Source organism: Nocardioides sp. HDW12B (assembly GCF_011299595.1).
In the GTDB taxonomy this organism is placed as follows: Bacteria; Actinomycetota; Actinomycetes; order Propionibacteriales; family Nocardioidaceae; genus Marmoricola_A.
On sequence record NZ_CP049867.1, the window covers coordinates 3,334,251 to 3,358,980 of the forward strand.

General features: G+C 70.1%; 26 protein-coding genes and 3 tRNA genes. 5 read left to right on the forward strand and 24 right to left on the reverse strand.

Annotated features, from left to right (window positions below; genetic code table 11):
* Positions 1-135 precede the first annotated feature (135 nt).
* The 13 genes from G7072_RS15565 to rplJ form a co-directional block, all read right to left on the reverse strand.
* Positions 136-942 (reverse strand): hypothetical protein, encoded by an 807-nt coding sequence (locus G7072_RS15565; RefSeq protein ID WP_166087938.1) that lies wholly within the window; start codon positions 940-942, stop codon positions 136-138.
* A gap of 3 nt (positions 943-945) precedes the next feature.
* On the reverse strand, positions 946-1,503 hold the full coding sequence (locus tag G7072_RS15570; RefSeq protein ID WP_166087940.1) for a hypothetical protein: 558 nt from the start codon (positions 1,501-1,503) through the stop codon (positions 946-948).
* A gap of 25 nt (positions 1,504-1,528) precedes the next feature.
* Positions 1,529-2,812, reverse strand: a complete 1,284-nt coding sequence (locus tag G7072_RS15575) for an MlaD family protein (protein WP_166087942.1) — start codon at positions 2,810-2,812, stop codon at positions 1,529-1,531.
* On the reverse strand, positions 2,809-4,101 hold the full coding sequence (locus tag G7072_RS15580; RefSeq protein WP_206063163.1) for an MCE family protein: 1,293 nt from the start codon (positions 4,099-4,101) through the stop codon (positions 2,809-2,811). Before G7072_RS15580 ends, G7072_RS15575 begins: the two co-directional genes overlap by 4 nt.
* On the reverse strand, positions 4,098-5,360 hold the full coding sequence (locus G7072_RS15585; RefSeq protein WP_166087944.1) for an MCE family protein: 1,263 nt from the start codon (positions 5,358-5,360) through the stop codon (positions 4,098-4,100). Before G7072_RS15585 ends, G7072_RS15580 begins: the two co-directional genes overlap by 4 nt.
* Before the next feature lies 1 nt (position 5,361).
* Positions 5,362-6,330 (reverse strand): MCE family protein, encoded by a 969-nt coding sequence (locus G7072_RS15590; RefSeq protein WP_166087946.1) that lies wholly within the window; start codon positions 6,328-6,330, stop codon positions 5,362-5,364.
* Between the two features lie 76 nt (positions 6,331-6,406).
* On the reverse strand, positions 6,407-7,456 hold the full coding sequence (locus G7072_RS15595) for an MCE family protein (protein ID WP_166087948.1): 1,050 nt from the start codon (positions 7,454-7,456) through the stop codon (positions 6,407-6,409).
* Positions 7,453-8,748 carry an MCE family protein gene (locus G7072_RS15600; protein ID WP_166087950.1) on the reverse strand — a complete coding sequence of 432 codons (1,296 nt, stop codon included), beginning with the start codon at positions 8,746-8,748 and terminating at the stop codon, positions 7,453-7,455. The genes G7072_RS15595 and G7072_RS15600 overlap by 4 nt, the downstream gene beginning before the upstream one ends.
* A gap of 6 nt (positions 8,749-8,754) precedes the next feature.
* Entirely contained in the window at positions 8,755-9,582 is an 828-nt protein-coding gene (locus G7072_RS15605; protein ID WP_166087952.1) for an ABC transporter permease, read from the reverse strand.
* A gap of 11 nt (positions 9,583-9,593) precedes the next feature.
* Complete coding sequence (locus G7072_RS15610; RefSeq protein WP_166087954.1) at positions 9,594-10,379, reverse strand: ABC transporter permease; 786 nt, start codon at positions 10,377-10,379, stop codon at positions 9,594-9,596.
* A gap of 5 nt (positions 10,380-10,384) precedes the next feature.
* Positions 10,385-11,332 carry an ABC transporter ATP-binding protein gene (locus tag G7072_RS15615; RefSeq protein WP_166087956.1) on the reverse strand — a complete coding sequence of 316 codons (948 nt, stop codon included), beginning with the start codon at positions 11,330-11,332 and terminating at the stop codon, positions 10,385-10,387.
* Between the two features lie 341 nt (positions 11,333-11,673).
* Entirely contained in the window at positions 11,674-12,060 is a 387-nt protein-coding gene (gene rplL / locus G7072_RS15620; protein WP_166087958.1) for a 50S ribosomal protein L7/L12, read from the reverse strand.
* Positions 12,061-12,134: 74 nt separating this feature from the next.
* Positions 12,135-12,773: a 50S ribosomal protein L10 gene (gene rplJ / locus G7072_RS15625; protein WP_166087960.1), complete on the reverse strand. Its 639-nt coding sequence runs from the start codon at positions 12,771-12,773 to the stop codon at positions 12,135-12,137.
* A gap of 320 nt (positions 12,774-13,093) precedes the next feature.
* Between rplJ and G7072_RS15630 the strand changes: the two genes are divergently transcribed.
* Positions 13,094-14,107, forward strand: a complete 1,014-nt coding sequence (locus tag G7072_RS15630; protein WP_166087962.1) for a DnaB-like helicase C-terminal domain-containing protein — start codon at positions 13,094-13,096, stop codon at positions 14,105-14,107.
* 501 nt (positions 14,108-14,608) lie between these two features.
* On the opposite strand, the gene rplA is transcribed toward G7072_RS15630, so the two are convergent.
* From rplA to G7072_RS15655, 5 genes are all read right to left on the reverse strand, one after another.
* Complete coding sequence (gene rplA, locus G7072_RS15635; RefSeq protein ID WP_166087964.1) at positions 14,609-15,322, reverse strand: 50S ribosomal protein L1; 714 nt, start codon at positions 15,320-15,322, stop codon at positions 14,609-14,611.
* A gap of 138 nt (positions 15,323-15,460) precedes the next feature.
* Complete coding sequence (rplK, locus tag G7072_RS15640) at positions 15,461-15,895, reverse strand: 50S ribosomal protein L11 (protein ID WP_166087967.1); 435 nt, start codon at positions 15,893-15,895, stop codon at positions 15,461-15,463.
* A 111-nt stretch (positions 15,896-16,006) separates the two neighbouring features.
* A complete protein-coding gene (gene nusG / locus G7072_RS15645; protein ID WP_240916986.1) occupies positions 16,007-16,948 on the reverse strand; it encodes a transcription termination/antitermination protein NusG in 942 nt (313 codons plus the stop codon).
* A gap of 91 nt (positions 16,949-17,039) precedes the next feature.
* A complete protein-coding gene (secE, locus tag G7072_RS15650; RefSeq protein WP_240916987.1) occupies positions 17,040-17,252 on the reverse strand; it encodes a preprotein translocase subunit SecE in 213 nt (70 codons plus the stop codon).
* A 79-nt stretch (positions 17,253-17,331) separates the two neighbouring features.
* Positions 17,332-17,404: transfer RNA gene (locus G7072_RS15655), tRNA-Trp, on the reverse strand.
* Positions 17,405-17,574: 170 nt separating this feature from the next.
* Between G7072_RS15655 and G7072_RS15660 the strand changes: the two genes are divergently transcribed.
* Positions 17,575-18,792, forward strand: a complete 1,218-nt coding sequence (locus G7072_RS15660; protein ID WP_166087971.1) for a pyridoxal phosphate-dependent aminotransferase — start codon at positions 17,575-17,577, stop codon at positions 18,790-18,792.
* Positions 18,793-18,809: 17 nt separating this feature from the next.
* Positions 18,810-19,865 carry an adenosine deaminase gene (locus G7072_RS15665; RefSeq protein WP_166087973.1) on the forward strand — a complete coding sequence of 352 codons (1,056 nt, stop codon included), beginning with the start codon at positions 18,810-18,812 and terminating at the stop codon, positions 19,863-19,865.
* Between the two features lie 170 nt (positions 19,866-20,035).
* Here G7072_RS15665 and G7072_RS15670 read toward each other — a convergent pair whose 3' ends face one another.
* The 6 genes from G7072_RS15670 to G7072_RS15695 all read right to left on the reverse strand — a co-directional run bounded on the left by G7072_RS15670 (position 20,036) and on the right by G7072_RS15695 (position 22,489).
* Complete coding sequence (locus G7072_RS15670; protein WP_166087975.1) at positions 20,036-21,106, reverse strand: UDP-N-acetylmuramate dehydrogenase; 1,071 nt, start codon at positions 21,104-21,106, stop codon at positions 20,036-20,038.
* Positions 21,099-21,533: a MaoC/PaaZ C-terminal domain-containing protein gene (locus G7072_RS15675; RefSeq protein WP_166087977.1), complete on the reverse strand. Its 435-nt coding sequence runs from the start codon at positions 21,531-21,533 to the stop codon at positions 21,099-21,101. The genes G7072_RS15670 and G7072_RS15675 overlap by 8 nt, the downstream gene beginning before the upstream one ends.
* Positions 21,530-21,925, reverse strand: coding sequence for a MaoC family dehydratase N-terminal domain-containing protein (locus G7072_RS15680; protein WP_166087979.1), 396 nt, complete (start codon positions 21,923-21,925; stop codon positions 21,530-21,532). The genes G7072_RS15675 and G7072_RS15680 overlap by 4 nt, the downstream gene beginning before the upstream one ends.
* 92 nt (positions 21,926-22,017) lie before the next feature.
* Positions 22,018-22,188 carry a 50S ribosomal protein L33 gene (gene rpmG / locus G7072_RS15685; RefSeq protein ID WP_166087982.1) on the reverse strand — a complete coding sequence of 57 codons (171 nt, stop codon included), beginning with the start codon at positions 22,186-22,188 and terminating at the stop codon, positions 22,018-22,020.
* A gap of 105 nt (positions 22,189-22,293) precedes the next feature.
* A tRNA-Met gene (locus tag G7072_RS15690) sits at positions 22,294-22,367 on the reverse strand.
* A gap of 49 nt (positions 22,368-22,416) precedes the next feature.
* Positions 22,417-22,489, reverse strand: a tRNA-Thr gene (locus G7072_RS15695).
* A 260-nt stretch (positions 22,490-22,749) separates the two neighbouring features.
* Between G7072_RS15695 and G7072_RS15700 the strand changes: the two genes are divergently transcribed.
* On the forward strand, positions 22,750-23,211 hold the full coding sequence (locus tag G7072_RS15700; protein WP_166087984.1) for a hypothetical protein: 462 nt from the start codon (positions 22,750-22,752) through the stop codon (positions 23,209-23,211).
* Between the two features lie 31 nt (positions 23,212-23,242).
* Positions 23,243-24,727: a multicopper oxidase family protein gene (locus tag G7072_RS15705; RefSeq protein WP_166087986.1), complete on the forward strand. Its 1,485-nt coding sequence runs from the start codon at positions 23,243-23,245 to the stop codon at positions 24,725-24,727.
* The last annotated feature ends 3 nt before the right edge of the window (positions 24,728-24,730 follow it).

Sequence of the window (24,730 nt, forward strand, 5' to 3'; positions counted from 1 at the left end):
ACCTTCATATGACCCGGCTCGAGAGCCATCAGCGGCTCGTGAACGCTCTGTGAAGTGTGACCTCGCGGGTGCGGCCAGTCAAGCAACTCGCCCGGTTTGCTCCCGGGCGCCCGCTCCGCCCGGGGGCGGCGATCCTCAGAAGGAGAGGATGTCGGACACCTTCCAGGTGTCCCCCTCCTCGACCATGATCATCTCCACGCGGTTGAGCGCGAGCTTCGGCTGCGCGGCGTCCGCGGTCAGCGTGGTCTGGTCGAGGAAGAGCAGCACCCGCACCTTGTCGACGCTGGCGGACAGCACCGCGGAGCCCTGCACCTCGACGCTGACCTGCGCCTTGGACTCGGTCGCGGCGTCGACGACGGCGGTGTCGAAGGTGCCGACGTAGTCCTTCGCGTACTCCTCGGTCATGAACCGGGTCGCCGCGTCGCGGTCCTCCTCCAGGGTGCGGAAGTCGTAGGCCAGCACGGCCCCCGCGGCGCGCTCGGCCGAGGCCTGGGCGGCCCGTCCGGCGGCGGCCTCCTGGTCGGCGCGGTCGAGGTCCGCGACTCCGTCGGTGCCGAGAAGGCCGAGCAGCATCAGGCCGACGTAGAGCAGCAGCACCACGAGCAGGGCGGCCAGCCCCAGGACCAGGCGGCGTCCTCCGGCCACGACGGCGCGGGCGCGAGGAGCCGGGCCGCCGGAGTGGTCCCGACGCGGTCGCGCCGGCGCGACCGGGGTGTCGTCGCGGCGCGTGGACTCGCGTCGTCTCAGGAGCGAGACGCGGCCGGCCGGTCGAGCCTCGGCGGCGTCGGCGCTGCCGGAGGTGGGCGGTGCCGGGGGTGCTCCCGCGCCGGCCCGACGCTGGCTCGGGGTCGCGGTCGGGGTCCCGGTCGCGGAGTCCACCGCGGCAGTACGGCGCTCGCCGGCGATCCGTCGGCGGCGGGGGGTGGGCTGCTGGTTGCTCATGGCTCAGGCCTCTTCGAACTTGTCGACGAGCCACTCGCCGTCGGTCTTGACGAAGCTGATCTGCCACCGCCAGTGACGGACCACCTGCTGGCCCGAGGACACACGCTGGGCGTCGGAGACGACCAGCACCTGGGCGGAGTCGTCGTCCTGGGTCGCGATCCCGACCAGCGGCACCTCGTCCTCGTCGATGAGCACCTTGCCGACCGAGGACAGCTGCTGCTGCTCGATGCCGGTGATGACGTTCTGGGTGGCCTTCTCGAACTCGGCGCGGAACTTCGTCGACAGCAGGGGGCCGACCGAGTCGACGTACTCCTGGGCCTGACCGGCCTCGAAGGTGTTCCAGGTCTCGGTGAAGCGCTCGGCGGCCTGGCGCAGCGCGACCTGGTCCTCGGCGCGCTGCTCGTTCTCGGCCGTCTCGCCCCGCAACCAGAGCGTCACCCAGACGGCGGCCACGAGGGCCGCCACACAGAGCAGCGACAGCGCGGTGGCCACGGACGGGCTCGTGAGCAGCCCACCGGAGCGGTTCTCACCGGTCGGGCGGGGGGTGGGGTCGTCGGTCATCGTGCGACCTCGCGGTCGCGGTCGCTCACTTCTCCGAAGCGAGCGGCTGGATCAACAACCACTTCCATGACTCCTTGCCCAACGCCTCGTGGGCGCCACCGGTGTAGGTCACGTCGCGCGACCCTGTCGGTTCACCGTACTTGACCGTGCCCGTCGCGCTGTCGTACGTCGCGATGGCGGGACCGGCCTCCCAGGGAGCGACGCGGTTCGCGTTCTGCGCGCCACGGGCGTTGCTCACGGTCGCCGGCTCCGCGCAGCGCGCCCGCTCGTTCATCGGCTTGTTGCCGCGCTGCGTGTTCGGGTCGCGCTGGTTGGTGCTCTGGTAGCCGTTGGTGCACGCCTTGGGCTCCTGCTCGAGGATCAGGCCGAAGTGGGCGTTGTTGACGTTGCCCTCGCGGGCGTTGACCACGAAGCCGCCGGCCACGACGTAGGGGTACATGATCAGGACCATCTCGATGCCGGGCAGGTGCCGCAGCTGCACCTCGCCGGTCGTCACGAGGTTGTTGATCAGCTTGCCGAGGTTGACCTCGTTCTCCTCCAGGAACGTGCGCAGCTGGGTCGCCGTCGCGCTGCCGCTGGCGATGACGCGACGCAGGTCGGGGTCGCTGGCGGCCAGGGTGTCGGAGAACAGCGCCAGGTCGCGGGCGAAGGTCCGGATCGCCGAGGCCTTGTCGAGCTGGGTGCCCAGCACCGTGTTGCTGTCCCGGATGAGGTCGCGGGTGACCTCGAAGTTGGCGTCGGCGGCCTCGATGAAGGACGTGGAGCTGTCGATCAGCTGTCCCAGGTCGTCGCCACCGTCGGCGAACGCCTTGCCGAACTCGCTGATGACGGTGCGGAAGTCGTCCTTCGGGATCGAGTTGACCAGCGCCTGGGTGTTCGTCAGCCAGGTCACCGTGGAGATCGGGATCTCGGTGTTGGACTGCTCGATCGTCGAGCCGTCCTCCAGGTAGGGCTCGGAGTCCGACTGGGGCTGGAGCTCGACGTACTGCTCACCGACGGCCGAGCGGTTGCCGACCAGCGCCTTGGCGTCGGCCGGGATGTCGTCGTTGGCGTTCTCGATGTCGAGCGTCACGTCGACGCCGTCGTCGGTGACCTCCATGCCTCCGACGCGGCCGATCGTGACACCTCGGTAGGTGACCTCGGCGCCCTCGAAGATGCCGCCGCTGTCCTCGAAGCTCGCGGTGACCGCGTAGGAGCGGTCCAGCACGAGCCGGTCGAGCTTGGCGTAGCGGGCGCCGACGTAGCTGACGCCGAGGAGCGCGATGATCACGAAGATCACGAGCTGTTTCTTGGTGCGTGCGGTGATCATCGCTGGTCCATCCCCTGCACGAGCAGTCCGGCGAGGCCGAAGATGCGGCGCTCACGGACCTGCATCTCGGTCATCGGCTCACCCGGGGCCGCACGGCCGAGGCCGCCCGGAAGGTTCAGACCGCCACCGCCACCGCCGCCGCCACCACCACCGCCGCCGCCACCGAGCGGGTTGCGGATGCTCGGCCTCGGAATCGCGCTGGTGACGCCTCCGAGGTCGGTCGGGATGACGTCGGTGGGCAGGCCCGTCACGTCGGGCAGCTCGTCGATCAGCGGCAGCGTGCCGACCAGCTCGGTGAGGTCGAGCTGCAGCTCGGCGTTGAGGTTGGTGTAGTCGCCCATCTGCAGGTCGCGCGCCTGCTGGGGGTTCTTGCCGACCACCCCGTCGATGAAGGGGAAGGTCAGCACGATCTGCAGGCTGTTGACGAAGTCGTCGCCCGACTTCGCCAGCTCGGTCAGCACCGGGGCGAGGGAGTTCAGCGACTTGATGGTGCCGGCCTTGGAGGCCTGGATCACCCGCGTGCCGACGCCGCTCAGGCGCGCCAGGGCCTCCAGCATCTTCACCAGGTCGTCGCGCTGGCTGTCGACGGAGGCGATCGCCGACGGCAGCTCGGCGAGGGCGAGGTCGAGGGTGTCGGTCTCCTTGTTGAGTGCGATCGAGAGCGCGTTGACGTTCTCCAACGCGCGCACGATGCCTTCCTTGCCCTCGTCGAGACCGCCCATCAGGGTCGCGAAGCGACGCAGCGTGGACTTCACCTCGTCCTCACGGCCACCGAGGGCTGCGTTGAGCTCCTCGGTCACGATCTTGAGCTGGCCCACGCCGCCGCCGTTGAGGAACAGCGACAGCGCGCCGAGCACCTCCTCGACCTCCGGGTTGCGCCCGGAGTCCTCGAGCTCGATCGTGTCACCGTCCTCGAGCTTGCCCTGCGGCTCGCCGCTGGGCGGTGCGAGGTCGACGAACTTCTCACCGAGGAGGCTGGTCTGGCGGATGCCGGCGATGGCGTTGTCGGGCAGCTCCACGTCGCCGCGCACGAGCAGGGTGACCTCGGCGGTGTAGCCGTCGAGCTTCACGTCGTCGACGCGTCCTACGGAGATGTCGTTGACCTTGACCGCCGACTGCGGCACCAGGTCGAGCACGTCGCGGAACTGGACGGTCACCTCGTAGGGGTTGTCGCCCAGGTCCGCGCCACCGGGCAGCGGCAGGCTGTAGACCGAGAACTCGCACCCGCTGAGCAGCAGGGCGCCCGCGCCTGCCAGCGCAGCGAGTCGGGTACGGCGCAGGGCGCTCATCGGGGGACCTCCACGAGTCCGGCCAGGCTGGTGTCGATCGGCTCGATCTCCACGACGCGGGAGGACACGGTCGGGGTCTTCGCGCCCCGGGTGCCGGCGCGCGGGGCGATGCCGAGCAGGCCACCGCCGCCTCCGCCGTTGCTGGCACCTCCCTCGAGGGCCTCGGGCGACAGCTCGACGCCGAGGTCGGTGAGGATCTGCTCGACGCCGGTGCAGGCCGCGCCCGCGGGCTCTGCCGGCTGGATGAGCGTGCACAGCGCACCGAGCGGGTCCTTCTCCAGATCCGCGATGTTCTCGCCGAGGTTGCTCCGCGTGTCCAGCGTTCCGGCGCCCGGGTTGTAGGTGTGGAACAGGTTGGACAGCGCTGTCGGGGCCGCGGACAGCACCTCGTCGAGGGCGGCGCGCTGCTTGACCAGCACGTCGGTCACCCCGACCAGGCCCTTGATGTTGCGCGACAGCGCGTCCTTGTTCTCCTTGACGAAGCCGGAGACGGCCTCGAGGGCGACGCCGAGGTTGCGCAGAGCAGCAGCCAGCTCCTCACGCTCCCCCTCCAGCACGGTGGAGGCCGAGGCGAGGCTGTCGTTGAAGTCCCGGACGGTCTGGTCGTTGTCGGCCAGCGCCTTGACGAACCGCTCGATCTCGGTGGCGGTGCTGAACAGCGCCTCCTTGTTGTTGTCGAGGGTCTGCGTGAAGCGGCTGAGGTTCGTGATCGTCTCGTTGAACTTCTCGCCCTGCCCGCCGAAGTTGTCGGCGGTGACCTCGAGCAGGCGCGTCAGCGCGCCCTCCTTGTTCGCACCGTTCGGGCCCAGACCCACGGCGAGCTCGTCGAGGTACTTGTAGATGTCGTCGAGCTCGAGCGGGACGGCGGTGTTGCTCATGTCGAGCGTGGCGCCGTCCTCCAGCTTCTCGCCGCCGGTGTAGGCGGGGGTGAGCTGGATGTAGCGGTCACCCACGACGGACGGGGCGACCACGACCGCCTTGGCGTTCGCCGGCACCTCGATCTCGGGGTCGTAGCTCATCTCGACCTCGACCGTGGTGCCGGCCGGGGTCACGGTGTCGACCTGGCCGACCGGGACGCCGAGGATGCGCACCGCGGAGCCCTCGTAGATGGAGACCGTGCGCGGGAAGCTCGCGGTGAGGCGGGCGTCGTCGGAGCCGGGACGCAGGAACACCACGGCGAGCGCGATCACCATCAGCCCGGCGAGCGAGAGCGCTGCGATCCGGCCGGCACCGCTGCTGAAGGAGGGAAGGGACGCCATGTCACTGACCACCCGTCGCGGGCACCGGCGGGATGTTCTCGATGATCGTGTCGAACCACGGGCCGTTGCCCAGCGTGTTGGCGAACACCCGGTAGAACGGCGCCATCAGCCGCAGGCTGTTGTCGAGGTTCTCCCGGTTGGCGTTGAGCGTGTCCACCACGGTCTCCAGGTTGTCCAGCGCGGGGCGCAGGTCGGCGCGGGTGTCGCGCACGAGGCCGGTCAGCTGCACCGACAGCTGGGACGTCGCCACCAGCAGGTCGTGCACGGAGTCACGGCGGGCCACCAGCGCGCGGAAGAGGACGTCGCCGTCCTCCATCAGCGTGACGATGTCCTCCTTGCGGTCGCCCAGGACGCCGGAGACCTTCTTGAGGTTGAGCAGCAGGGTGTTGAGCTCCTCGTCCTTCTCGGCGACGTTGGCCGAGAGGGCGGAGACCCCGCGGAGCGCGGCCCGGAACTCGTCGGGCGTGTTCTGGGTCAGGTCGGCCATCACGTTCAGCGAGTCGGCGAGCTGCTCGGTGTCGATGCCCTCGGAGCGCTCCGCGAGCCCCTCGAAGACGTCGACGACGTCGAACGGCGAGTTGGTCCGCTCGACCGGGATGGTCCCGCCCTCCTCGAGCTGGCCGTCACCGGCGGGCACCAGCGCCACGAACATCGACCCGAGGATCGTCTTGACCTTGATCGCCGCCTCGGTCTCCTCGCCGAACTCGGCGCCCTCGACCTGGAAGCCGACCTTCACCTGGTCGCCGTCGAGCTCGATGCTGCGGACCTTGCCCACGCGGACACCGGCGATCCGGACCTCGTCGTTGGCCTTCAGTCCGCCCGCCTCGGTGAAGTTGGCGTAGTAGGTGTCACCGCCGCCGATGATCGGCAGGTCGCCGGCCTTGAAGGCGGTGACCATCAGCGCCGCGATCACCGCGATGCTGATGGCGCCGATGGTGACGGGGTTGCGCTCCCGGAACGGAGTGCTCATGCGTGCGCTCCCCTCGTGGAATCGGTCATGGACGGGGTGGACTCGTCGGTGCGAGCGATGACGACGTTGACGGCACTCATCCGATGTTGCACCTCGCCGCCTCGGTTCCGTCCGGTGGGTACTCCGGGATCTTGACGGGGGCCACTCCCGGCGCGAGGCGCACGGAGCCGCTGAAGTCACACAGGTAGAAGTTGAACCACGAGCCGTAGATCGCGGTGCGCCCGACCTTTCTCAGCTTGATCGGCAGCACCTTGAGGGCGCGGTCGAGCTCGTCCCGGTTCTTCGCGATGTTGCCGGCCACCGTGCGCAGCTGGGTGATGTCCCGCGACAGCCCGGGCCGGATCCCGGTGACGAGGTCGGCCGTCTGGACCGTGAGGTCCGAGATGGAGTCGAGCGACCCGAGGATCGCCTGACGGTCGTCGGTGAGTCCGCCGATGAAGCGGCGGAACTGGATGATCAGGTCCGACAGCTCCTGGTCTCGGTCGCCGACCGTCTCGAGCGTGGTGTTCAGGTTGGCGATGAGGTCGCTCACGAGGTCGTCACGCGCGGCCAGGGTGTTGGTGACCGAGGCCGTGCTGTCGAGCAGCGACTCGATGGTGCCGCCCTCGCCCTGGAAGACCTGGATGAGCTCCATCGAGAGCTTGTTGACGTCGGCCGGGGTCAACGCGGAGAACAGCGGCTTGAACCCGTTGAACAGCACCGTCAGGTCGAGGGCCGGGCTGGTCCGCTCCATCGGAATGGTGTCGTTCTCCTCGAGCTCGCCCTGCCCGCCCGTGCCCTCGGTCAGCGCGATGTAGCGCTGGCCCACCAGGTTGCGGTAGCGGATCGTGGCGTAGGTGCTCTCGGTCAGGCGGCTGTCGTCGGAGACGTCGAACTCGACGATGGCCTGCGTCTTGTCGTAGATCTCGACGCCGCTGACCGTGCCGACCTTGACACCGGCGATCCGCACGTCGTCGCCCTTCACGACGCCGGTGGCGTCGGAGAACACGGCCTTGTAGTCGGTCGTCGCGCCGAAACTGATGTTGCCGATCGTGATCGCGAGCAGGGTCGTGGCCAGCGTGGTGACGATGATGAAGATGCCCAGGCGGATGGAGTCGCCGGTGGTCTTCTTGTCGAGCAGCTTCATCGGACGGTCACCCCCTTGCCCTGGGCCAACGACCCGATGAGCAGGGTGGTCACGTCGGGGACCTCACTCACGGGTCGTCCCATCGCCGCGGCCGCTGCCAGGTCGATCACGTCCTTCTGAGCCTGGGTGCCGATGACGGAGTCACCGACGGCGACGCGCTTGCCGAGCGGGTAGTTGACGCCGTCACGGATCTGCGGCGAGGTCAGCGAGCGCGGCGGCAGGTTCTCCTGGGAGTACTTGCCGTTGATGGCGGCGTACATGTCGTTGCAGTACTTGAACGGCCCGCGGCTGTCGGTGAACGCAGGCTGGTCCCCGGCGTTGTAGCCGCGGGGCTGCGGCACCGTCTCGAGCTTGATGTGCAGGGTCTTGTTGCGGAAGGCGCTCTCGTTCGGCGCGATGCTCGCGACGGCCCCGCGCAGGAAGCACTTGTACTCGGGCGCGTAGCGGGCCAGCAGGGGCAGGATCCGCGCCCCCTGGTTCGACAGGGTGATGATGTTGTCGCCGTTCTCCTCCAGGAACCCCCGGGTGGTGTCGGCGAAGCCGGCCACGTCGTCGAAGAGGACCTCGACACGGTCCTCCTCGCTCTCGAAGGTCTGCGTGGTCTTGACCGTGTTGCGCAGCAGGCGGGCCAGCTCGGGCACGACGTCCTCGTAGACGCCCGAGACCTGGCCGAGCCGGTCGAGGCTCTCCACCAGCGCCGGGACCTCGGGGTTGAGCTTGCCGAGGTAGGAGTTGAAGGTCTCCAGGCCCTCGCCGAGCTTGTCACCGCGGCCCTCGAGCGCGGTGGCGATCGCGTTGAGGGTGACGTTGAGGTCGCCCGGTCGCACGGCGCGCAGCAGCGGGAAGAGGTCGTTGAGGACCTCCTCGACCTCGATGGCCACCTCGGACTGCTTGATGACGGCGCCCACGGCGATGGGCTCGGCCCCGGCCGCCTCGCCGTCGGGCACCTCGAGCGACACGTACTTCTCACCGAAGAGCGTCTTGGGCAGGATGCGCCCGGTCACGTCGGCGGGCACGGAGTCGCGCATGTCGGGGAAGAGCCCGAGCGTCAGCTTCGCGCCGTCGCCCTCGGTCGTGGTCTCGAGGACCTCTCCGACGATGACGCCCCGGATCTTGACGTCCGCGCGAGCGGGCAGCGACAGGCCGATCTTGGAGGACTGGAGCGTGACCTCGTCGTACGGGGTGAACTTCTTGGTGAACACCGCGTACGTCAGGTAGACGAAGAGCACGCACAGCGCGAGGAACGCCGCGCCGTACACGCGGGCTCCGAGGGCTTTTCCGATCTTGGGCATTGGTCCTTACCCCGCCAGCCGGACGGTCGTGGTCGTTCCCCAGATGGCCATGGACAGCAGCAGGTCGATGACGTTGATCGCGACGATCGACGTACGCACGGCGCGACCCACCGCGACGCCCACGCCCGCGGGGCCGCCGGAGGCGGTGTAGCCGTGGTAGCAGTGGATGAGGATGACGACCACGGCGAAGACGAGCACCTTGCCGAAGGACCACAGGACGTCGCCCGGTGGAAGGAAGAGCTCGAAGTAGTGGTCGTAGGTGCCGGCGCTCTGGCCGAAGAACTGGGTGACGGTCAGCCGCGTCGCGAAGTACGACGACATCAGGCCGACGACGTAGAGCGGCACAATGGCGATGAGTCCCGCGATGATGCGGGTCGTGACCAGGAACGGCAGCGAGGGGATCGCCATCACCTCGAGGGCGTCGACCTCCTCGGAGATGCGCATGGCGCCGAGCTGCGCGGTGAAGCCGCAACCCACCGTCGCCGCGAGGGCGATGCCGGAGACCAGCGGCGCGATCTCGCGGGTGTTGAAGTAGGCCGACACGAAGCCGGTGAAGGCCGACGTGCCGATCTGGTTCAGCGCCGCGTAGCCCTGCAGGCCGACCTCGGTGCCGGTGAAGAACGCCATCATCGTGATGACGCCGACCGTGCCGCCGATGACCGCGAGCGAGCCCGAGCCGAGGGTGACCTCGGCCAGGAGACGCAGGATCTCCTTCTTGTAGCGCTTGATCGCGCGCGGTGCCCACGCGATCGCGGTGATGTAGAACTTCAGCTGGCCACCGAGGGTGTCCAGGCTCTTCAACGGCTTCTGGGCCATCGCCTTCACGTCTGCCATGTCGACTCCGCCTAACCCGTCTTCGGTGGGACGAGCTGGAAGTAGATCGCGCTCATCACGAAGTTGACGACGAACAGCAGGATGAAGGTGATGACGACCGACTCGTTCACGGCGTCACCCACCCCCTTGGGACCACCGGCGGCGTTCATGCCCTTGTAGGCGGCGACGATGGCGGCGATCAGGCCGAAGATCAGCGCTTTCGCCATGCCTTGCCAGAGATCTGGGAGCTGGGCGAGCGCGGTGAAGCTCGCTAGGTAGGACCCTGGTGTCCCGTCCTGGAGCAGCACGTTGAAGACGTAGCCGCCGAGCACGCCGACGACGCTGACGAGACCGTTGAGGAAGACGGCCACCAGCATGCAGGCCAGCACGCGGGGGACGACGAGGCGCTGGATGGGATCGATGCCCAGCACCATCATGGCGTCGAGCTCCTCGCGGATCTTCCGCGCGCCGAGGTCCGCCGCGATCGCGGACCCGCCGGCACCGGCGATCAGCAGCGAGGTCGCGATCGGTCCCGCCTCCCTGACCACCGCGAGCACCGACGCCGACCCGGTGAAGGACTGGGCGCCGAACTGCTTGATCAGGCCGCCGACCTGCAGCGCGATGACGGCGCCGAAGGGGATGGCGACCAGGGCCGTCGGGATGATCGTGACCGAGGCGATGAACCACGCCTGCTGCAGGAACTCCCGCAGCTGGAAGGGGCGCTTGAAGAGCCCCTTGCCGACGTCGAGGCCGAAGGCGAAGAGTCCGCCCGCGGTGCCGATCGGGCGCAGGACGCGCGCCGAGGTGAGTGAGGCCATGACCGTCAGATCGCCCCGGCGTTCTGGTCCTCGAAGGAACCTGGAGGCGGCGTGACGCCGTTCTCCTTGCACCAGGCGCCGGGCTCACGCTGGCTGCGCCGCGGCTTGCCGTTGGTCGGCTCGATCTGGAGCGGGATCGGCGGCAGCGGCGGGAGCTCCTGGTCCTTCTCCGCCTCGAGCTCGTCGGCGTCCTTCTCCTCGGACATGCCGATGGGGCCGACCCGCTGGGCGTTGAGGAACTGCCGCACCACCGGCTCCTCGGAGGACAGGAGCATCTCGCGCGGGCCGAACATCGCCAGGTGCTTGTGGTAGAGCAGGCCGATGTTGTCGGGCACCGTGCGGGCGGTGTTGATGTCGTGGGTGACGATGAGGAACGTCGCGTCGATCTGGGCGTTCAGGTCGACGATGAGCTGGTTGAGGAACGCGGTGCGGACCGGGTCGAGACCGGAGTCCGGCTCGTCGAAGAGCACGATCTCGGGCTCGAGCACGAGGGCCCGCGCCAGCCCGGCGCGCTTGCGCATACCGCCGGAGATCTCGCCGGGGAGCTTCATCTCCGCACCGACCAGACCGACGAGGTCCATCTTCTCCATGACGATGTTGTTGATCTCCGACTCGCTCTTCTTCGTGTGCTCGCGCAACGGGAAGGCGACGTTGTCGAAGAGGTTCATGGAGCCGAACATCGCACCGTCCTGGAACAGCACGCCGAAGAGCTTGCGGACCTCGTAGAGGTCCTTCTCCGAGCAGCTCGCGATGTCGAGGCCCTCGATCATGATCTTGCCGTTGTCGGGCTTTAGCAGCCCGATGAGGGTCTTGAGGAAGACCGACTTGCCGGTGCCGGACGGGCCGAGCATCACGCAGATCTCGCCGGCGGGGATCGTCAGGGTCACGTCGCCCCAGATCAGGTCCTTGCCGAACGACTTGGTGAGGTGCTCGACCTGAATCTCGACGCCCACGGCGATCTCCTCTGCTGACAGGTGGTGGTGCTGGTCCCAGGCGCCGGTGCTGTGGTGCCAGTCACAAGGGGGCCAGCGTACCAACGAGTAACTCTGGGGCGGGTTACGGCTCCGACCCTCGAACGCTAAGGCAAATCAGGGGACGTGTCAGACGTTCGCCCCAGGTGGGGACAACACGGAGGGGCAGTCCGCCCGCCGCGCCCCCGGGTCGGCCCGGGAGACGGTGCTCCCGACTGACAACGCAGACGAGCGGTGGGCACCCGGAGGTGCCCACCGCTCGTTCGGCGTACTGCTGGGGTGGAGCTGTGCTGAGTGCCTCCGAGGAGGCCCTCAGCGCGTCGTCACTTGACGGAGACGGACGCGCCGGCAGCCTCGAGCTGCTCCTTGGCCTTGTCCGCGGCCTCCTTGGAGACCTTCTCCAGGACGGCCTTCGGAGCGGCCTCGACCAGCTCCTTGGCCTCCTTGAGGCCGAGGCTGGTGAGCGCACGGACCTCCTTGATGACGTTGATCTTCTTCTCGCCGGCGCCCTCGAGGACGACGTCGAACTCGTCCTGCTCGGCGACCTCCTCGGCACCGGCGCCGCCGCCGGCCGGGGCGGCCGCGACGGCAGCCGGGGCGGCCGCGGTCACGCCGAAGGTGTCCTCGAACTGCTTCACGAACTCGCTGAGCTCCAGGAGGGTCATCTCCTTGAAAGCGTCGAGCAGCTCGTCGGTGCTGAGCTTCGCCATGATGGCTTCCTTTCCTTGCGTTCAGGTGCGTTGCTGTGGTCCGCCCGGGATCGGCCGGACCGGTGGGTGGTGGGTCAGGCCTCGGTCGAGGCGGCTGCCTCGTCGTCGGCGGGCGTCTCGGTGGAGGTGGACTCCTCCGCGACGGGCTCCTCCGCGACGGCCGCCGGCTCGCCGGCACCACCCTGGAGGATCGAGGGGTCCTGCTCGGCCTTCTGCTGCAGGGCCGCCGCGACACGGGCGGTCTGCGCCAGGGGGGCCTGGAACAGGGCGGCAGCCTGGCTGAGCGAGGCGAGCATGCCGCCCGCGAGCTTGGCCAGGAGGACTTCACGCGACTCGAGGTCAGCGATCTTGCTGATCTCGGAGACGTCGACGGTCCTGCCGTCGAGATACCCACCCTTGATGACGAGGGCGGGGTTGGCCTTGGCGAAGTCACGCAGGCCCTTGGCCGCCTCGACCACGTCGCCGTTGATGAAGGCGATGGCGGTCGGGCCGGTGAGCAGGTCGTCGAACCCGGCGACCCCGGCCTCCTTGGCGGCGATCTGGGTGAGCGTGTTCTTCACCACGGCGTAATGGGCGTTCTCGCCGAGCGAGCTGCGCAGGTCCTGCAGCTGCTTGACGGTCAGCCCGCGGTACTCGGTCAGCACAGCGCCGGTCGACTCCTGGAACGAATCCACGAGCTCCGCGACGGCTGCTGCCTTGTCTGGCCGCGCCATGGGTCTCCTTCCGCGGTTACGGTTCACGGACCAGAGACGGACTCCCGACGTCACCCGGCACAGCCGGAGAGACGACGAACGCCCCGGCGCAGGAGGCACGGGGCGTGGATCTCCGCGAGGCGGAGCACTCGGTGTCACCTGCGCTGGTCGCCCGCGGTGCGGGGCCTTCGACCGACGGGCCCGGGAACGGGCACGCCGACAACCGGCGGTCTCTGGAACAGGTGCCAGCGTACGCCGCCCGCGACGTCACGACCAAATCGGGCACCGGTCCACGCCCGGATCCACCCCACCGCCCCGTCGGCTCTGCTTCCATGGGGACCGTGGACGAGTCACCGGCGGACCTTCAGCTCCAGTCGCTCAGCGACACCATCGACCAGGCCGACCGTCGCGTCCGCGCCGGCGCCGACGCCCCCGAACGGGTCTGGCCCACCGGTTTCGACGTGCTCGACGCCAACCTGCACGGCGGCTTCCGCAGCGGCGACCTCGTCCTGCTCGGCGGGCCCCAGGGCATGGGCAAGACGACCTGGGCCCTCCAGGTGGCCCGCAACGTGGCCCGCCAGGGTCGCCCGGTCGTCTACTTCTGCTACGAGCACGACCAGGCCGCGATGCTCGTGCGGCTCGTCGCCCTCGAGGCCGGGCTGATCGGCGGCATCGAGGCGCCCAGCGTCAGCCAGGTCCGGTCGATCTTCGAGACCAGCGACGGGCTCGGGCTGTCGCTCGACGAGCGGCTCGAGGAGACCACGGGCGGCGGCGAGGCCCTCGAGGTCGTCCGCGAGTACGCCGACCGCCTCCGCATCCACCGCTCGTCCGGGGGCCGCACGACCCTCGACGTCATCAAGCGCACCGTCGCCGACGTCGCCGACCAGCACGGTGCCGCCCCGCTGGTCGTCCTCGACTACCTCCAGAAGGTCCCCGTCGCCGACGCCCCCACCGAGGACGAGCGCATCACCCAGGTCGTCGAGGAGATCAAGGACCTCACCCTCGACCTCGACCTGCCCGCCCTCTGCGTCGTCGCCTCCGACAAGGAGGGCATCGGTGCCGGCAAGCGGATGCGGGTCGGCAACATCCGTGGGTCCTCGGCGCTGGCCTACGAGGCCGACACCGTGCTGATGCTCAACAACAAGTTCGACGTGGTGGCGCGCCACCACCTCGTCTACGACAGCGGCAACGTCGAGCGGTTCCGGCACTGGGCGGTGCTGACCGTCGAGAAGAATCGCAGCGGGCTGACCGGCGTCGACATGGAGTTCGCCAAGCGCTTCGAGCAGTCACGCTTCGAGACCCACGGGCAGCTGGTCCGCGAGAAGCTCGTCGACGAGCGGGTGTTCATCGAGTAGCTGCTCGTCCGGGGATGGCGGGTGTGATCGCCTCTCGGTGGCTGGCTCGGGGTGCGGGCGCCTGCCGGAGGGTGCGCGGAGGCTGGACCTGCGATCGCCCCTCGCGAGCTCGGGGCGCTCTCGGTCCTTGAGGCCGTCCGCCCACCCTCCGTCCGGTGACCGGACCCCGCGGCACCCTCACGTCGGAAACGACGCACGGACAGCCGCCCCACGTCGTCAACGACGGCTGTCCGGCTGCCTGGCGTCGTCAACGACACCAGGACCGTCATGGGTCCCGCTGGGCCGGCCTCACGTCGGGGACGACGTCGGGCGGGGTGGCCGGACGGGGCGGGGGCGGATGGCCTCAAGGGCCGAGAACCCTCCGAGCCTGCGAGGAGGATTCGCAGGTCCAGCCTCCGCCGCCGTCGCGGGAGGCGACCCCGGCCGACGTCGCGCACACCCCCGGGACGCGACGACGGCCCCGAGCGCAGTGCTCGGGGCCGTCGTTCAGGGTGCGGAGCCTCAGGCCTCGTCGGCCTCGGTGAGGTTGCGCGTGCGGTTCGGGTCGACCGGGATGCCCGGGCCCATCGTGGTGGAGACGGTCACCTTGCGGATGTAGCGGCCCTTGGAGCTGGCCGGCTTGAGCCGCAGCACCTCGTCGAGCGCGGCGGCGTAGTTCTCCGCGAGCTGGGTCTCGGTGAAGGAGGCCTTGCCGACGATGAAGTGCAGGTTGGCGTGACGGTCCACGCGGAACTCGATCTTGCCGCCCTTGATGTCGTTGACGGCCTTGGCGACGTCCATGGTGACGGTGCCGGTCTTGGGGTTCGGCATGAGGCCGCGGGGGCCGAGCACCTTGCCCAGACGGGCGAGCTTGCCCATCATGTCGGGGGTCGCGACCGCGGCGTCGAAGTCGAGCCAGCCGCCCTGGACCTTCTCGATCATGTCGTCGCCACCGACGAAGTCGGCGCCGGCCTCACGGGCGGCCTCGGCCTTGTCACCGTTGGCGAAGACGACCACGCGGGCGGTCTTGCCGGTGCCGTGGGGCAGGTTGACGGTGCCGCGGACCATCTGGTCGGCCTTGCGCGGGTCGACACCCAGGCGCATGGCGACGTCGACGGTCTCGTCGAACTTCTTCTTGCTCGCCGTCTTGGCCATCGTGATGGCGGTCAGCGGCGAGTAGAGCTGGTCGGTGTCGACGCCCTTGGCGGCCTCGCGGTAGGTCTTGCTGCGCTGCATGGTCTGGTTCCTCTCACCAGGTCGTGGTCAACGGCCGCAGAGCGGGCCTGCCACTGATCTCTCCCCGACGCAGGGTCGCGCCGGAGTCGTGCGGGTCGTGCGTGCCGGCCGGAGCCGGAGGGGTTCAGCGCCGGGGGTTCAGCCCTCGACGGTGACACCCATGGAGCGGGCGGTGCCCTCGACGATCTTCATCGCGGCGTCGATGTCGCGCGCGTTGAGGTCGGGCATCTTGCCCTCGGCGATCTCGCGCACCTGGTCCTTGGTCAGCTTGCCGACCTTCTCCTTGTGCGGGACGCCGGAGCCCTTGGACAGGCCGGCGGCCTTCTTGATGAGCTCGGCGGCCGGGGGCGTCTTGGTGACGAAGGTGAAGCTGCGGTCCTCGTAGATGGTGATCTCGACGGGGATGACCTGGCCGCGCTGCTGCTCGGTGGCGGCGTTGTAGGCCTTGCAGAACTCCATGATGTTGACGCCGTGGGGGCCGAGGGCCGTACCCACCGGGGGCGCGGGGGTGGCCGCGCCGGCGTTCAGCTGCACCTTGACGAGTGCGGCGATCTTCTTCTTCTTCGGAGGCATTGCTCTCTTCTCTCTCTCGTGGTCATCGCGGGGGTTGGGCCCCTGCCACTACCTACTGGGTGCTGGGTCGTGCTGGGTGGTGCGCGGTGGTGCTGGGTCGTGCGGGCCTGCTCAGACCTTCTGGATCTGGCTGAAGCTGAGCTCGACCGGGGTCTCACGACCGAAGATCTCGACGAGGGCCTTGACCCGCTGCGACTCTGCGTTGATCTCGGTGATCGTCGCGTGGAGCGTGGCGAACGGGCCGTCGACGACCATGACGGAGTCGGAGACGTCGAAGTCGGCGACCTCGACCTTCTTCTTCGTCGGGGTCTGGGCGGTGCCCCCGCCGCTGGCGGCGGCCTCGGACTGCTCCGCGGCGGCGACCACGGCGGGTGCGAGCATCTTCTCGACCTCGTCGAGGCTCAGCGGCACGGGCTGCTGGCTGTGGCCGACGAACCCGGTGACCGACGGGGTGTGTCGCACGGCGGCCCACGACTCGTCGGTGAGGTCCATGCGCACGAGGACGTAGCCGGGGAGGACGGTACGACGCACCAGCTTGCGCTGGCCGTTCTTGATCTCCGCGACCTCCTCGGTCGGGACGACCACCTCGTGGATGTAGTCCTCCATGTTGAGCGAGGTGATGCGGCTCTCCAGGTTGGTCTTCACCCGGTTCTCCATGCCGGAGTAGGTGTGGACCACGAACCAGTCGCCGAACTTGTTGCGCAGGGTCTCGCGGAACTCCTCCAGCGGGTCCACGACGACGTCCTCGACGTCCTCGTCGACCGCCACGGCGGCGTTGTCGTCGAGGTCGCCCTCGAACTCGGGGGTCGCGTCCGCCAGGTCGGCGGCGGTGGCGGCGAGGCCGCCCTCACCCTCGGCGGCGAGGTCGGCCGGGTCGTCGTCGGCCTCGTCGGCCTCGGTCGCGGGAGCGTCGGCGAGGATGTCCTCGGCGATCTCCTCGGCGGACACTCCGGCGGGGTCGGCCTCGGCCTCGGTGACGGCGTCGACCTCCTCGATCACGCCGTCCGCCGAGTCGTCAACGGACTCGGGCTGTTCGTCGTACGGCTGCGACACGGTTGTCAGTCACCTTCATTCGATCGGGATCGGGCGCGGGGCCCGTCGTTGGCGGCTCCGGACGGAGCGGCGTACGTCGTCAGCCTCTCGCCTAGGCGAAGAGGGCGAACATCAGCTTGCCGAAGCCCAGGTCGAGCAGGGAGACCAGCGTCATGACCACGACCACGAACACCAGCACGACCCAGAAGTAGGTCACGAGCTGCTGCCGCGTGGGCCACACGACCTTGCGGAGCTCGGCCACGACCTGGCGCAGGAAGAGCGAGAGACGGGTGATCGGGTTGCCGCGACGTTCCTGCTGTGACACGGACTGGTCCGTCACCGCTGATCACACCCTCTCGTTCTGTCTGTCGGTCCTGTGGGTCCTGCTGGTCACGCTGGATCTGCAGGGCACGAGGGACTTGAACCCCCAACCTTCGGTTTTGGAGACCGATGCTCTGCCAGTTGAGCTAGTGCCCTCCGGTGGCACCTGCCCCGGGCCGCGGCCCACGTGGTCGAGGGCATGACGATCAAGGGTGTGAACCACCAGTCCGGGAGTCTACGGGGAAGGCTGTGGCGAAGTCGAACCGAGGCGGACCATCCCGCGAACCGCCCTGCACACCCCACGGTACGGATGGAACGATGGGCCCATGACTGCCGACCGTCCCGCCTCCACCCCCGCCCGCATCTCCGCCCGCGTCGGCGGCATCGCCGAGTCCGCGACGCTGGCGGTCGACGCCAAGGCCAAGGCCCTGAAGGCCGAGGGCCGGCCGGTGATCGGCTTCGGGGCCGGCGAGCCGGACTTCCCCACCCCGCCCTACATCGTCGAGGCGGCGGTGGCGGCCTGCTCGCAGCCGGCGAACCACCGCTACACCCCGGCCGGCGGCCTGCCGGACCTCAAGAAGGCGATCGCGGCGAAGACCGCCCGGGACTCGGGCTACCAGGTGGAGCCGGCGCAGGTGCTCGTGACCAACGGCGGCAAGCAGGCCGTCTACGAGGCCTTCGCGACCCTGCTCGACCCGGGCGACGAGGTCGTGCTCCCGGCCCCCTACTGGACGACCTACCCCGAGGCGATCCGGCTGGCCGGTGGCGTCCCCGTCGAGGTGCTGGCCGACGAGACCCAGGACTACCTCGTCACCGTCGAGCAGCTCGAGGCCGCCCGGTCCGAGCGCACGAAGGTGCTGCTGTTCTGCTCGCCCTCCAACCCCACCGGGTCGGTCTACCCGCGCGAGCAGGTCGAGGCGATCGGCCGCTGGGCCCTCGAGCACGGCATCTGGGTGGTCACCGACGAGATCTACGAGCACCTGACCTACGACGGCGTGCGCGCCGAGTCGATGCCGGTCATGGTGCCCGAGCTCGCCGACACCTGCGTGGTGCTCAACGGCGTGGCGAAGACCTACGCCATGACCGGCTGGCGCGTGGGCTGGCTCATCGGCCCGACCGACGTGGTCAAGGCGGCGACCAACCTGCAGTCGCACGCCACCTCCAACGTCGCCAACGTCTCGCAGCGGGCTGCGATCGCCGCGCTCGAGGGCGACCTGACCGCGGTCGACGAGATGAAGGTGGCCTTCGACCGCCGTCGTCGTCGCATCGTGGAGATGCTCAACGAGATCGACGGGGTGCTCTGCCCCGAGCCGAAGGGCGCGTTCTACGTCTACCCCTCGGTCAAGGGTCTGCTGGGCCGGGAGGTCGCGGGCCGCACCGCGACGACCACGACCGAGCTGGCCGAGATCATCCTGGAGGCCGCCGAGGTGGCGGTCGTGCCCGGTGAGGCCTTCGGCTCCCCCGGCTACCTCCGGCTGTCCTACGCGCTGGGCGACGACGACCTGGTCGAGGGCGTCAGCCGGCTGCAGAAGCTCTTCGGCTGAGCCGGGCCGGCCGCAGCGTGCCCGCCCCCGACACCGGTCCGGCTCCCGAGGACGCCGGGCGGGAGCGGCGCGACCTCAGCACGCTGCCCAAGGCTCATCTGCACCTGCACTTCACCGGCTCGATGCGCCACGGCACGCTGGTCGAGCTCGCCGAGCGCGACGGTGTCGTGCTGCCCGAGGCGCTGGTCGACGACTGGCCGCCGCAGCTGTCGGCAGCCGACGAGAAGGGCTGGTTCCGCTTCCAGCGGCTCTACGACGTCGCCCGGTCGGTGCTGCGCACGGAGGACGACGTACGCCGGCTGGTGCGCGAGGCCGCCGAGGACGACGCCCGTGACGGTGGTCGCTGGCTGGAGCTGCAGGTCGATCCCAGCGGGTACGCCGCGAAGTTCGGCGGGATCACGGCGATGACCGAGCTGGTGCTCGACGCGGCCCGCGACGCCGCCGCCACCACCGGTGTCGGCATCGGCATCGTGGTGGCCGCCAACCGCACCCGCCACCCCCTCGACGCCCGCACCCTGGCCCGCCTCGCCGTGCAGTACGCCGACGCGGGGGTCGTCGGCTTCGGGCTGTCCAACGACGAGCGCCGGGGCGACACCCGCGACTTCGCCCGGGCGTTCCGCATCGCCCGCGACGCCGGGCTGCGGGCCTTCCCCCACGCCGGGGAGCTCGTCGGGCCCGCCAACATCCGGGTCGCGGTCGAGGAGCTCGGCGCCGACCGGCTCGGGCACGGCGTACGGGCGGCGGAGGACCCGGCGCTGCTCGCGCACCTCGTGCAGCGGGGCGTGGCGCTCGAGGTGTGCCCGACGTCCAACGTCTCCCTGGGCGTCTACTCCGACCTGACGTCGGTCCCGTTGCCGACCCTGCTGGCCGCCGGTGCGACGGTGGCGCTGGGCGCCGACGACCCGCTGCTGTTCGGCTCACGACTGGTGGGCCAGTACGCCGCCATGCGGGCCGCCCACGACCTCGACGACGCCACCCTCGCCGAGCTGGCGCGGATGTCGGTCCGCGCCTCCAGCGCCCCCGACTCGCTCAAGACCGAGCTCCTCGCCGCCGTCGACGCCTGGCTCACCTGAGCCCCCTCGACGCCCCCTCGCGCGGTGGTGCCGCGGCGCCGGGTGGTGCGGACGGCCTCAAGCGCCGAGGAGCCACGGAGCTCGCTCCGGGGCTGCCGAGGTGCAGCCTCCGCACCACCCAGAGCCGCGGCACCACCGCCGACGCACGCGTCGAGGGACCGAGGAGCCCCTCAGAGGGTGCAGGCGACGAGGACGGGCTCGTTCTCGAGGGTGACGCCGAAACGCTCGCGGACGCCGTCACGGACCTCACGGGCCAGCGCCAGGAGCGCCTCGGTGGTGCCGTCGCCGCGGTTGGTCAGGGCGAGCGGGTGCTTGGTGGACAGCGAGACACCGGTGCCCCGGTCGAGGCCGTGCCCCTTGCCGAAGCCGGCGTGGTCGATGAGCCAGGCGGCGCTGGTCTTCACCCGACCGTCCGGCTGCTCGAAGGCGGGCGCCCCCTCGGGCACCGCGTCGGCGTCGAGCACCGGGTTGGTGAAGAAGGAGCCGGCCGACCAGGTGTCGTGGTCGGCGGCGTCGAGCAGCATCCCCTTCGAGGCGCGCAGGCCCCGGACGGCGGCCACGACGTCGGCCGCAGGGGCGCGCTGTCCCACCTCGACTCCGAGCGTGCGCGCCAGCTCGGCGTACCGCACGGGTGCGCCGAGGTCGCCGAACCGGAGCTGGAAGGTCACGGTGAGCACGACGAAGCGGCCGGGCTCCGCCTTGAAGCGGCTGGTGCGGTAGCCGAAGCCGCAGTCGCCGGGGAACATCGTGCGGACCCGCCCCTCGGCGCGGTCCCACACCCGGACCCGGGCGACCGTGTCGGCCACCTCCTGGCCGTAGGCGCCGACGTTCTGGATCGGGGTCGCGCCGACCTTGCCGGGGATGCCCGTCATCGCCTCGATGCCGATCCAGCCCTCGGAGACGGCGCGGTCGACGAGGTCGTCCCACACCTCCCCCGCCTGCACGGTGACGAACGCCCCGCCGCAGGTGTCGCCCTCGACCTCGACGCCGCTGGTGGCGACCTCGAGCACGGTGCCGTCGAAGCCGTCGTCGGCCACGACCAGGTTGCTGCCGCCGCCGAGGACCAGCAGCGGGTCACCGCCGGCGTCCGCGGTGCGGGCGGCGTCGAGCAGGCCCGCCTCGTCGGTCGCGCGCGTCCAGGCCCGGGCAGGACCGCCCAGCCGCAGCGTGGTGCGGTCCGCCAGCCGGTGCCCCGCACCGGAGGCGGACGAGGGCGCGGCGGTCGGGGCCGGTTCAGTCACCGGCGGGGATCCGCAGGACCGCCTTGGGCATCCCGAGGACCTTCTCGTCGCCGCAGCGGACGTCGAGCGTGACGGCGACCCGGTCGTCCTCGACGGAGGAGACCGTGCCGGAGACGCGGACGGTGACGCCCTCGTCGTCATCGGGTACGACGACGGGCTTGGTGAACTTGCAGCCCACCTCGACGACCCGGCCGGGCCCACCGGCCCAGGTGTCGAGGGCGCGGGCCACCAGCGCCATCGTGTACATCCCGTGCGCGATCACGCCCGGCAGACCGACCGAGGTGGCCACGCGCTCGGACCAGTGGATCGGGTTCCGGTCGCCGCTGGCCCCGGTGTAGCGGACCAGGTCGGCGCGCGTGACGACGTACTCCTGGGGGGCGAGCTCGGCCCCCTTCTCGGCGCCCTGCAGGCCGGTCACCGCGGTCACCGGTGCACCAGCACGGCGCGGGCCGTGACGACCGGGGTGCCGTCGCTGTCGGTGATCTCGCTGCGGGTGCCGATGATGTCGGCGCCGCCGATCTGCCGCAGCGAGTCGACGGTCAGCTCGGCGCTCAGGCGGTCTCCGGCGACGACGGGCCGGTGGTAGGTGAAGCGCTGCTCGCCGTGGATGACGTTGTGCAGCGAGATGCCGACCGAGGGGTCCTCCATCAGGCCGGTCATCGCCGCGAAGGCCACCACGATCGGGAAGGTCGCGGGTGCGGGGCCGCCCTCCCAGGAGCCACCGGTCGCGGCGGCGAACTCGGCGATCCGCTCCTCGGTGACGAGGTAGGGATCGGTGGGCGGGAACGTGCGTCCGGCCAGGGACTCGTCGACTGCCATGCGCCGACGCTACCGCCGGGAGCGGAGAAGCACGAAGCGGCGCCTCCTCGGTGAGAGGAGACGCCGCTTCGGGTGTCAGGGTGCGCCCGCGGTCAGCGGGTCTCCTTGTGGGAGGTGTGGGTGCGGCAGCGCGGGCAGAACTTCTTCATGTCCAAGCGATCCGGGTCGTTGCGCCGGTTCTTCTTGGTGATGTAGTTGCGCTCCTTGCACTCCGTGCACGCCAAGGTGATCTTGGGGCGGACGTCACTGCTCTTGCTGGCCACGATGTGCCTCTTCTTCTGGTCGCCGGTCTGCTTCCAGTCTGCCGCACCACGCCAGGCCCCTCCAAATGGAGCGGCTGCGCTGCGATCCGACTGCGTGTGGTCGAGTAGCGGGGGCGGGACTCGAACCCGCGACACCACGATTATGAGCCGTGTGCTCTAACCACCTGAGCTACCCCGCCACAGGGTCGGGGTCCTGCGGCGCTCTCGCGCCACAGGCTCCTCTCCCAGAGCCCCTTTACGGAATCGAACCGTAGACCTTCTCCTTACCATGGAGACGCTCTGCCGACTGAGCTAAAGGGGCAAGCCGGGAGAGAGCATACACACGGCCGGGGCCCGTCATGAAATCGAGTGCCCGCGGCCCTCGCGGGGCCCCGACGCGCGGGTGACGCGCCTCTCAGGAAGGGGCCGCGACGAGCGATTTGAGCGGCTTCGCCCCTTAACACACATCTGCCAGCGGACGCAGCAACACGGCCTTAATTCCCTGGCGGACCGGGACCTTTCGTCGCCATCATGGGAGTGCTGACCGCGGGGCGGCCGCGGCACCGGTGGAAGGGGAGCGTCATGCGTGGTGCGTACAAGGTGCTGGCCAGTGTCCTGGCCGTCCAGATCGTGGTCCAGGCGGCCGCGATGGTCTGGGCGATCGCCGGTCTCTACAACTTCGTCGACGGTGGTGGCACGTTCGACAAGAGCCTGATGGAGGAGGGATCGGAGTCGCCCTTCCCCGAGGTCGCCGGCTTCGCCGTCCACTTCATGAACGGCGCGCTGATCGTCGTCGTCGCCCTGGTCCTGCTGATCGTCTCCTTCTTCGCCAAGGTGCCCAAGGGCGTCCCGGCAGCAGGGGCGATCTTCGGCCTCGCCCTCCTGCAGTTCGCCCTCGGGATCGCCGGGCACTCGCTCCCCTTCGCCGGCATGCTGCACGGCGTGAACGCCCTGCTCCTGTTCGGCGCGACGTTGCACGCCACCCGGCTGCCCGGGAAGGCGACCACGGTCGACCAGACCCACGCCGCCCCGGCGCGCGTCTGACCGCTCGAACGACCGCGGAGGTACGTCGACCATGACCCGTCGGCGGATCTCCGCGGTCGTCGCTGTCCTGGCCACGCTGGCGATCGTGGTCCCGCTGACGTGGATGTGGTGGAGCAGCCGCATGCCCGACGCCTACAACGTCATGGACATGGGGTACGCCGACTACGGCGGCGGTCCCCGCCCGGCCGAGGGTCACGGCTCCCACGGGGCCGGCGCGACCACGGACGCGGGGGTGTCCGTCGAGGACCTCCGCGGGGAGCCGGAGGGGGCGCCCGACGTGCGCGTCGAGCTGGTCGCCGCCGAGGGCACCGTCTCGCTGCCGTCGGGACGCACGGTCGACGGCTTCACGGTCAACGGCACCAGCCCGGGCCCGGTCGTGGAGGCCACCGCGGGCGACCTGGTCGAGGTCCGCTTCCGCAACGAGTCGGTGGCCGACGGCGCCACGCTGCACTGGCACGGGGTCGACGTGCCGAACGGCGAGGACGGGGTCGCCGGCGTCACCCAGGACGCGGTCATGCCGGGCGAGGAGTTCGTCTACCGCTTCGTTGCCGAGGACCCGGGCACGTACTGGTACCACTCCCACCAGGTCTCCCACGAGCAGGTCGTCAAGGGCCTCTTCGGCGCCCTCGTGGTGCAGCCGCGCGACGGTGTCGACCAGGACGTGGAGGCAGTCGCGGTCACGCACACCTTCGGGGACCGCACGCTCAACGGCCTCGAGGGCGACGTGCCGGTGGTGGCGGAGCCCGGCGACACGGTGCGGCTGCGGGTGGTCAACACCGACAACGCGTTGGTCGAGCTCTGGGCCGACGCGCCCTACCGGGTGCTCGCGATCGACGGCTTCGACCTCACCGGGCCCACCCCCGTCGAGGACCAGGCCCTCACGCTCACCGCCGGGGCGCGGGCCGACCTCGAGGTCACGGTCCCCGACACGGGCGCCGTGCGGGTGCAGGTCGGAGGGGCCACGTCCCTGGTCGTGGGACCGGACGGGGTCGACGTACCTCCGGCGCCGGAGCAGCCGGAGTCCGACCTCGACCTGCTCACCTACGGCACCCCCGCGGGCCTGCCCTTCGACGTGACCGACCCCGACCGGCGCTTCGACTACGCCATCGGCCGCCGTCCCGGCTTCGTCAACGGCCGCCCCGGGCTGTGGTGGTCGATCAACGGCCGACTCTTCCCCGACGTGCCGATGTTCGTCGTCGAGGAGGGCGACGTCGCGGTGTTCCGCATCGAGAACGACAGCGGGGAGTCGCACCCGATGCACCTGCACGGCCACCACGCGGTGGTGCTCAGCCGCAACGGTGAGGCCTCGACGGGCAGCCCGTGGTGGGTCGACTCGCTCGAGGTGGCCAGCGGCGACGAGTACGAGATCGCCTTCGTCGCCGACAACCCCGGGGTCTGGATGGACCACTGCCACAACCTCCCTCACGCCAAGGAAGGCCTGGTGGCTCACCTGATGTACGCCGGGGTGACGACGCCGTACGAGATCGGCCCGGACACCGGCAACACCCCCGAGTAGCCG

Bases quoted from the DNA above. Each gene is read 5' to 3' on its own strand.
- G7072_RS15565 (WP_166087938.1), bottom strand. From the start codon at position 942: ATGAGCAACCAGCAGCCCACCCCCCGCCGCCGACGGATCGCCGGCGAG.
- G7072_RS15570 (WP_166087940.1), bottom strand. From the start codon at position 1,503: ATGACCGACGACCCCACCCCCCGCCCGACCGGTGAGAACCGCTCCGGT.
- G7072_RS15575 (WP_166087942.1), bottom strand. From the start codon at position 2,812: ATGATCACCGCACGCACCAAGAAACAGCTCGTGATCTTCGTGATCATC.
- G7072_RS15580 (WP_206063163.1), bottom strand. From the start codon at position 4,101: ATGAGCGCCCTGCGCCGTACCCGACTCGCTGCGCTGGCAGGCGCGGGC.
- G7072_RS15585 (WP_166087944.1), bottom strand. From the start codon at position 5,360: ATGGCGTCCCTTCCCTCCTTCAGCAGCGGTGCCGGCCGGATCGCAGCG.
- G7072_RS15590 (WP_166087946.1), bottom strand. From the start codon at position 6,330: ATGAGCACTCCGTTCCGGGAGCGCAACCCCGTCACCATCGGCGCCATC.
- G7072_RS15595 (WP_166087948.1), bottom strand. From the start codon at position 7,456: ATGAAGCTGCTCGACAAGAAGACCACCGGCGACTCCATCCGCCTGGGC.
- G7072_RS15600 (WP_166087950.1), bottom strand. From the start codon at position 8,748: ATGCCCAAGATCGGAAAAGCCCTCGGAGCCCGCGTGTACGGCGCGGCG.
- G7072_RS15605 (WP_166087952.1), bottom strand. From the start codon at position 9,582: ATGGCAGACGTGAAGGCGATGGCCCAGAAGCCGTTGAAGAGCCTGGAC.
- G7072_RS15610 (WP_166087954.1), bottom strand. From the start codon at position 10,379: ATGGCCTCACTCACCTCGGCGCGCGTCCTGCGCCCGATCGGCACCGCG.
- rplL (WP_166087958.1), bottom strand. From the start codon at position 12,060: ATGGCGAAGCTCAGCACCGACGAGCTGCTCGACGCTTTCAAGGAGATG.
- rplJ (WP_166087960.1), bottom strand. From the start codon at position 12,773: ATGGCGCGGCCAGACAAGGCAGCAGCCGTCGCGGAGCTCGTGGATTCG.
- rplA (WP_166087964.1), bottom strand. From the start codon at position 15,322: ATGCAGCGCAGCAAGACCTACCGCGAGGCCGCCAAGGGCGTCGACACC.
- rplK (WP_166087967.1), bottom strand. From the start codon at position 15,895: ATGCCTCCGAAGAAGAAGAAGATCGCCGCACTCGTCAAGGTGCAGCTG.
- G7072_RS15660 (WP_166087971.1), top strand. From the start codon at position 17,575: ATGACTGCCGACCGTCCCGCCTCCACCCCCGCCCGCATCTCCGCCCGC.
- G7072_RS15680 (WP_166087979.1), bottom strand. From the start codon at position 21,925: ATGGCAGTCGACGAGTCCCTGGCCGGACGCACGTTCCCGCCCACCGAT.
- G7072_RS15700 (WP_166087984.1), top strand. From the start codon at position 22,750: ATGCGTGGTGCGTACAAGGTGCTGGCCAGTGTCCTGGCCGTCCAGATC.
- G7072_RS15705 (WP_166087986.1), top strand. From the start codon at position 23,243: ATGACCCGTCGGCGGATCTCCGCGGTCGTCGCTGTCCTGGCCACGCTG.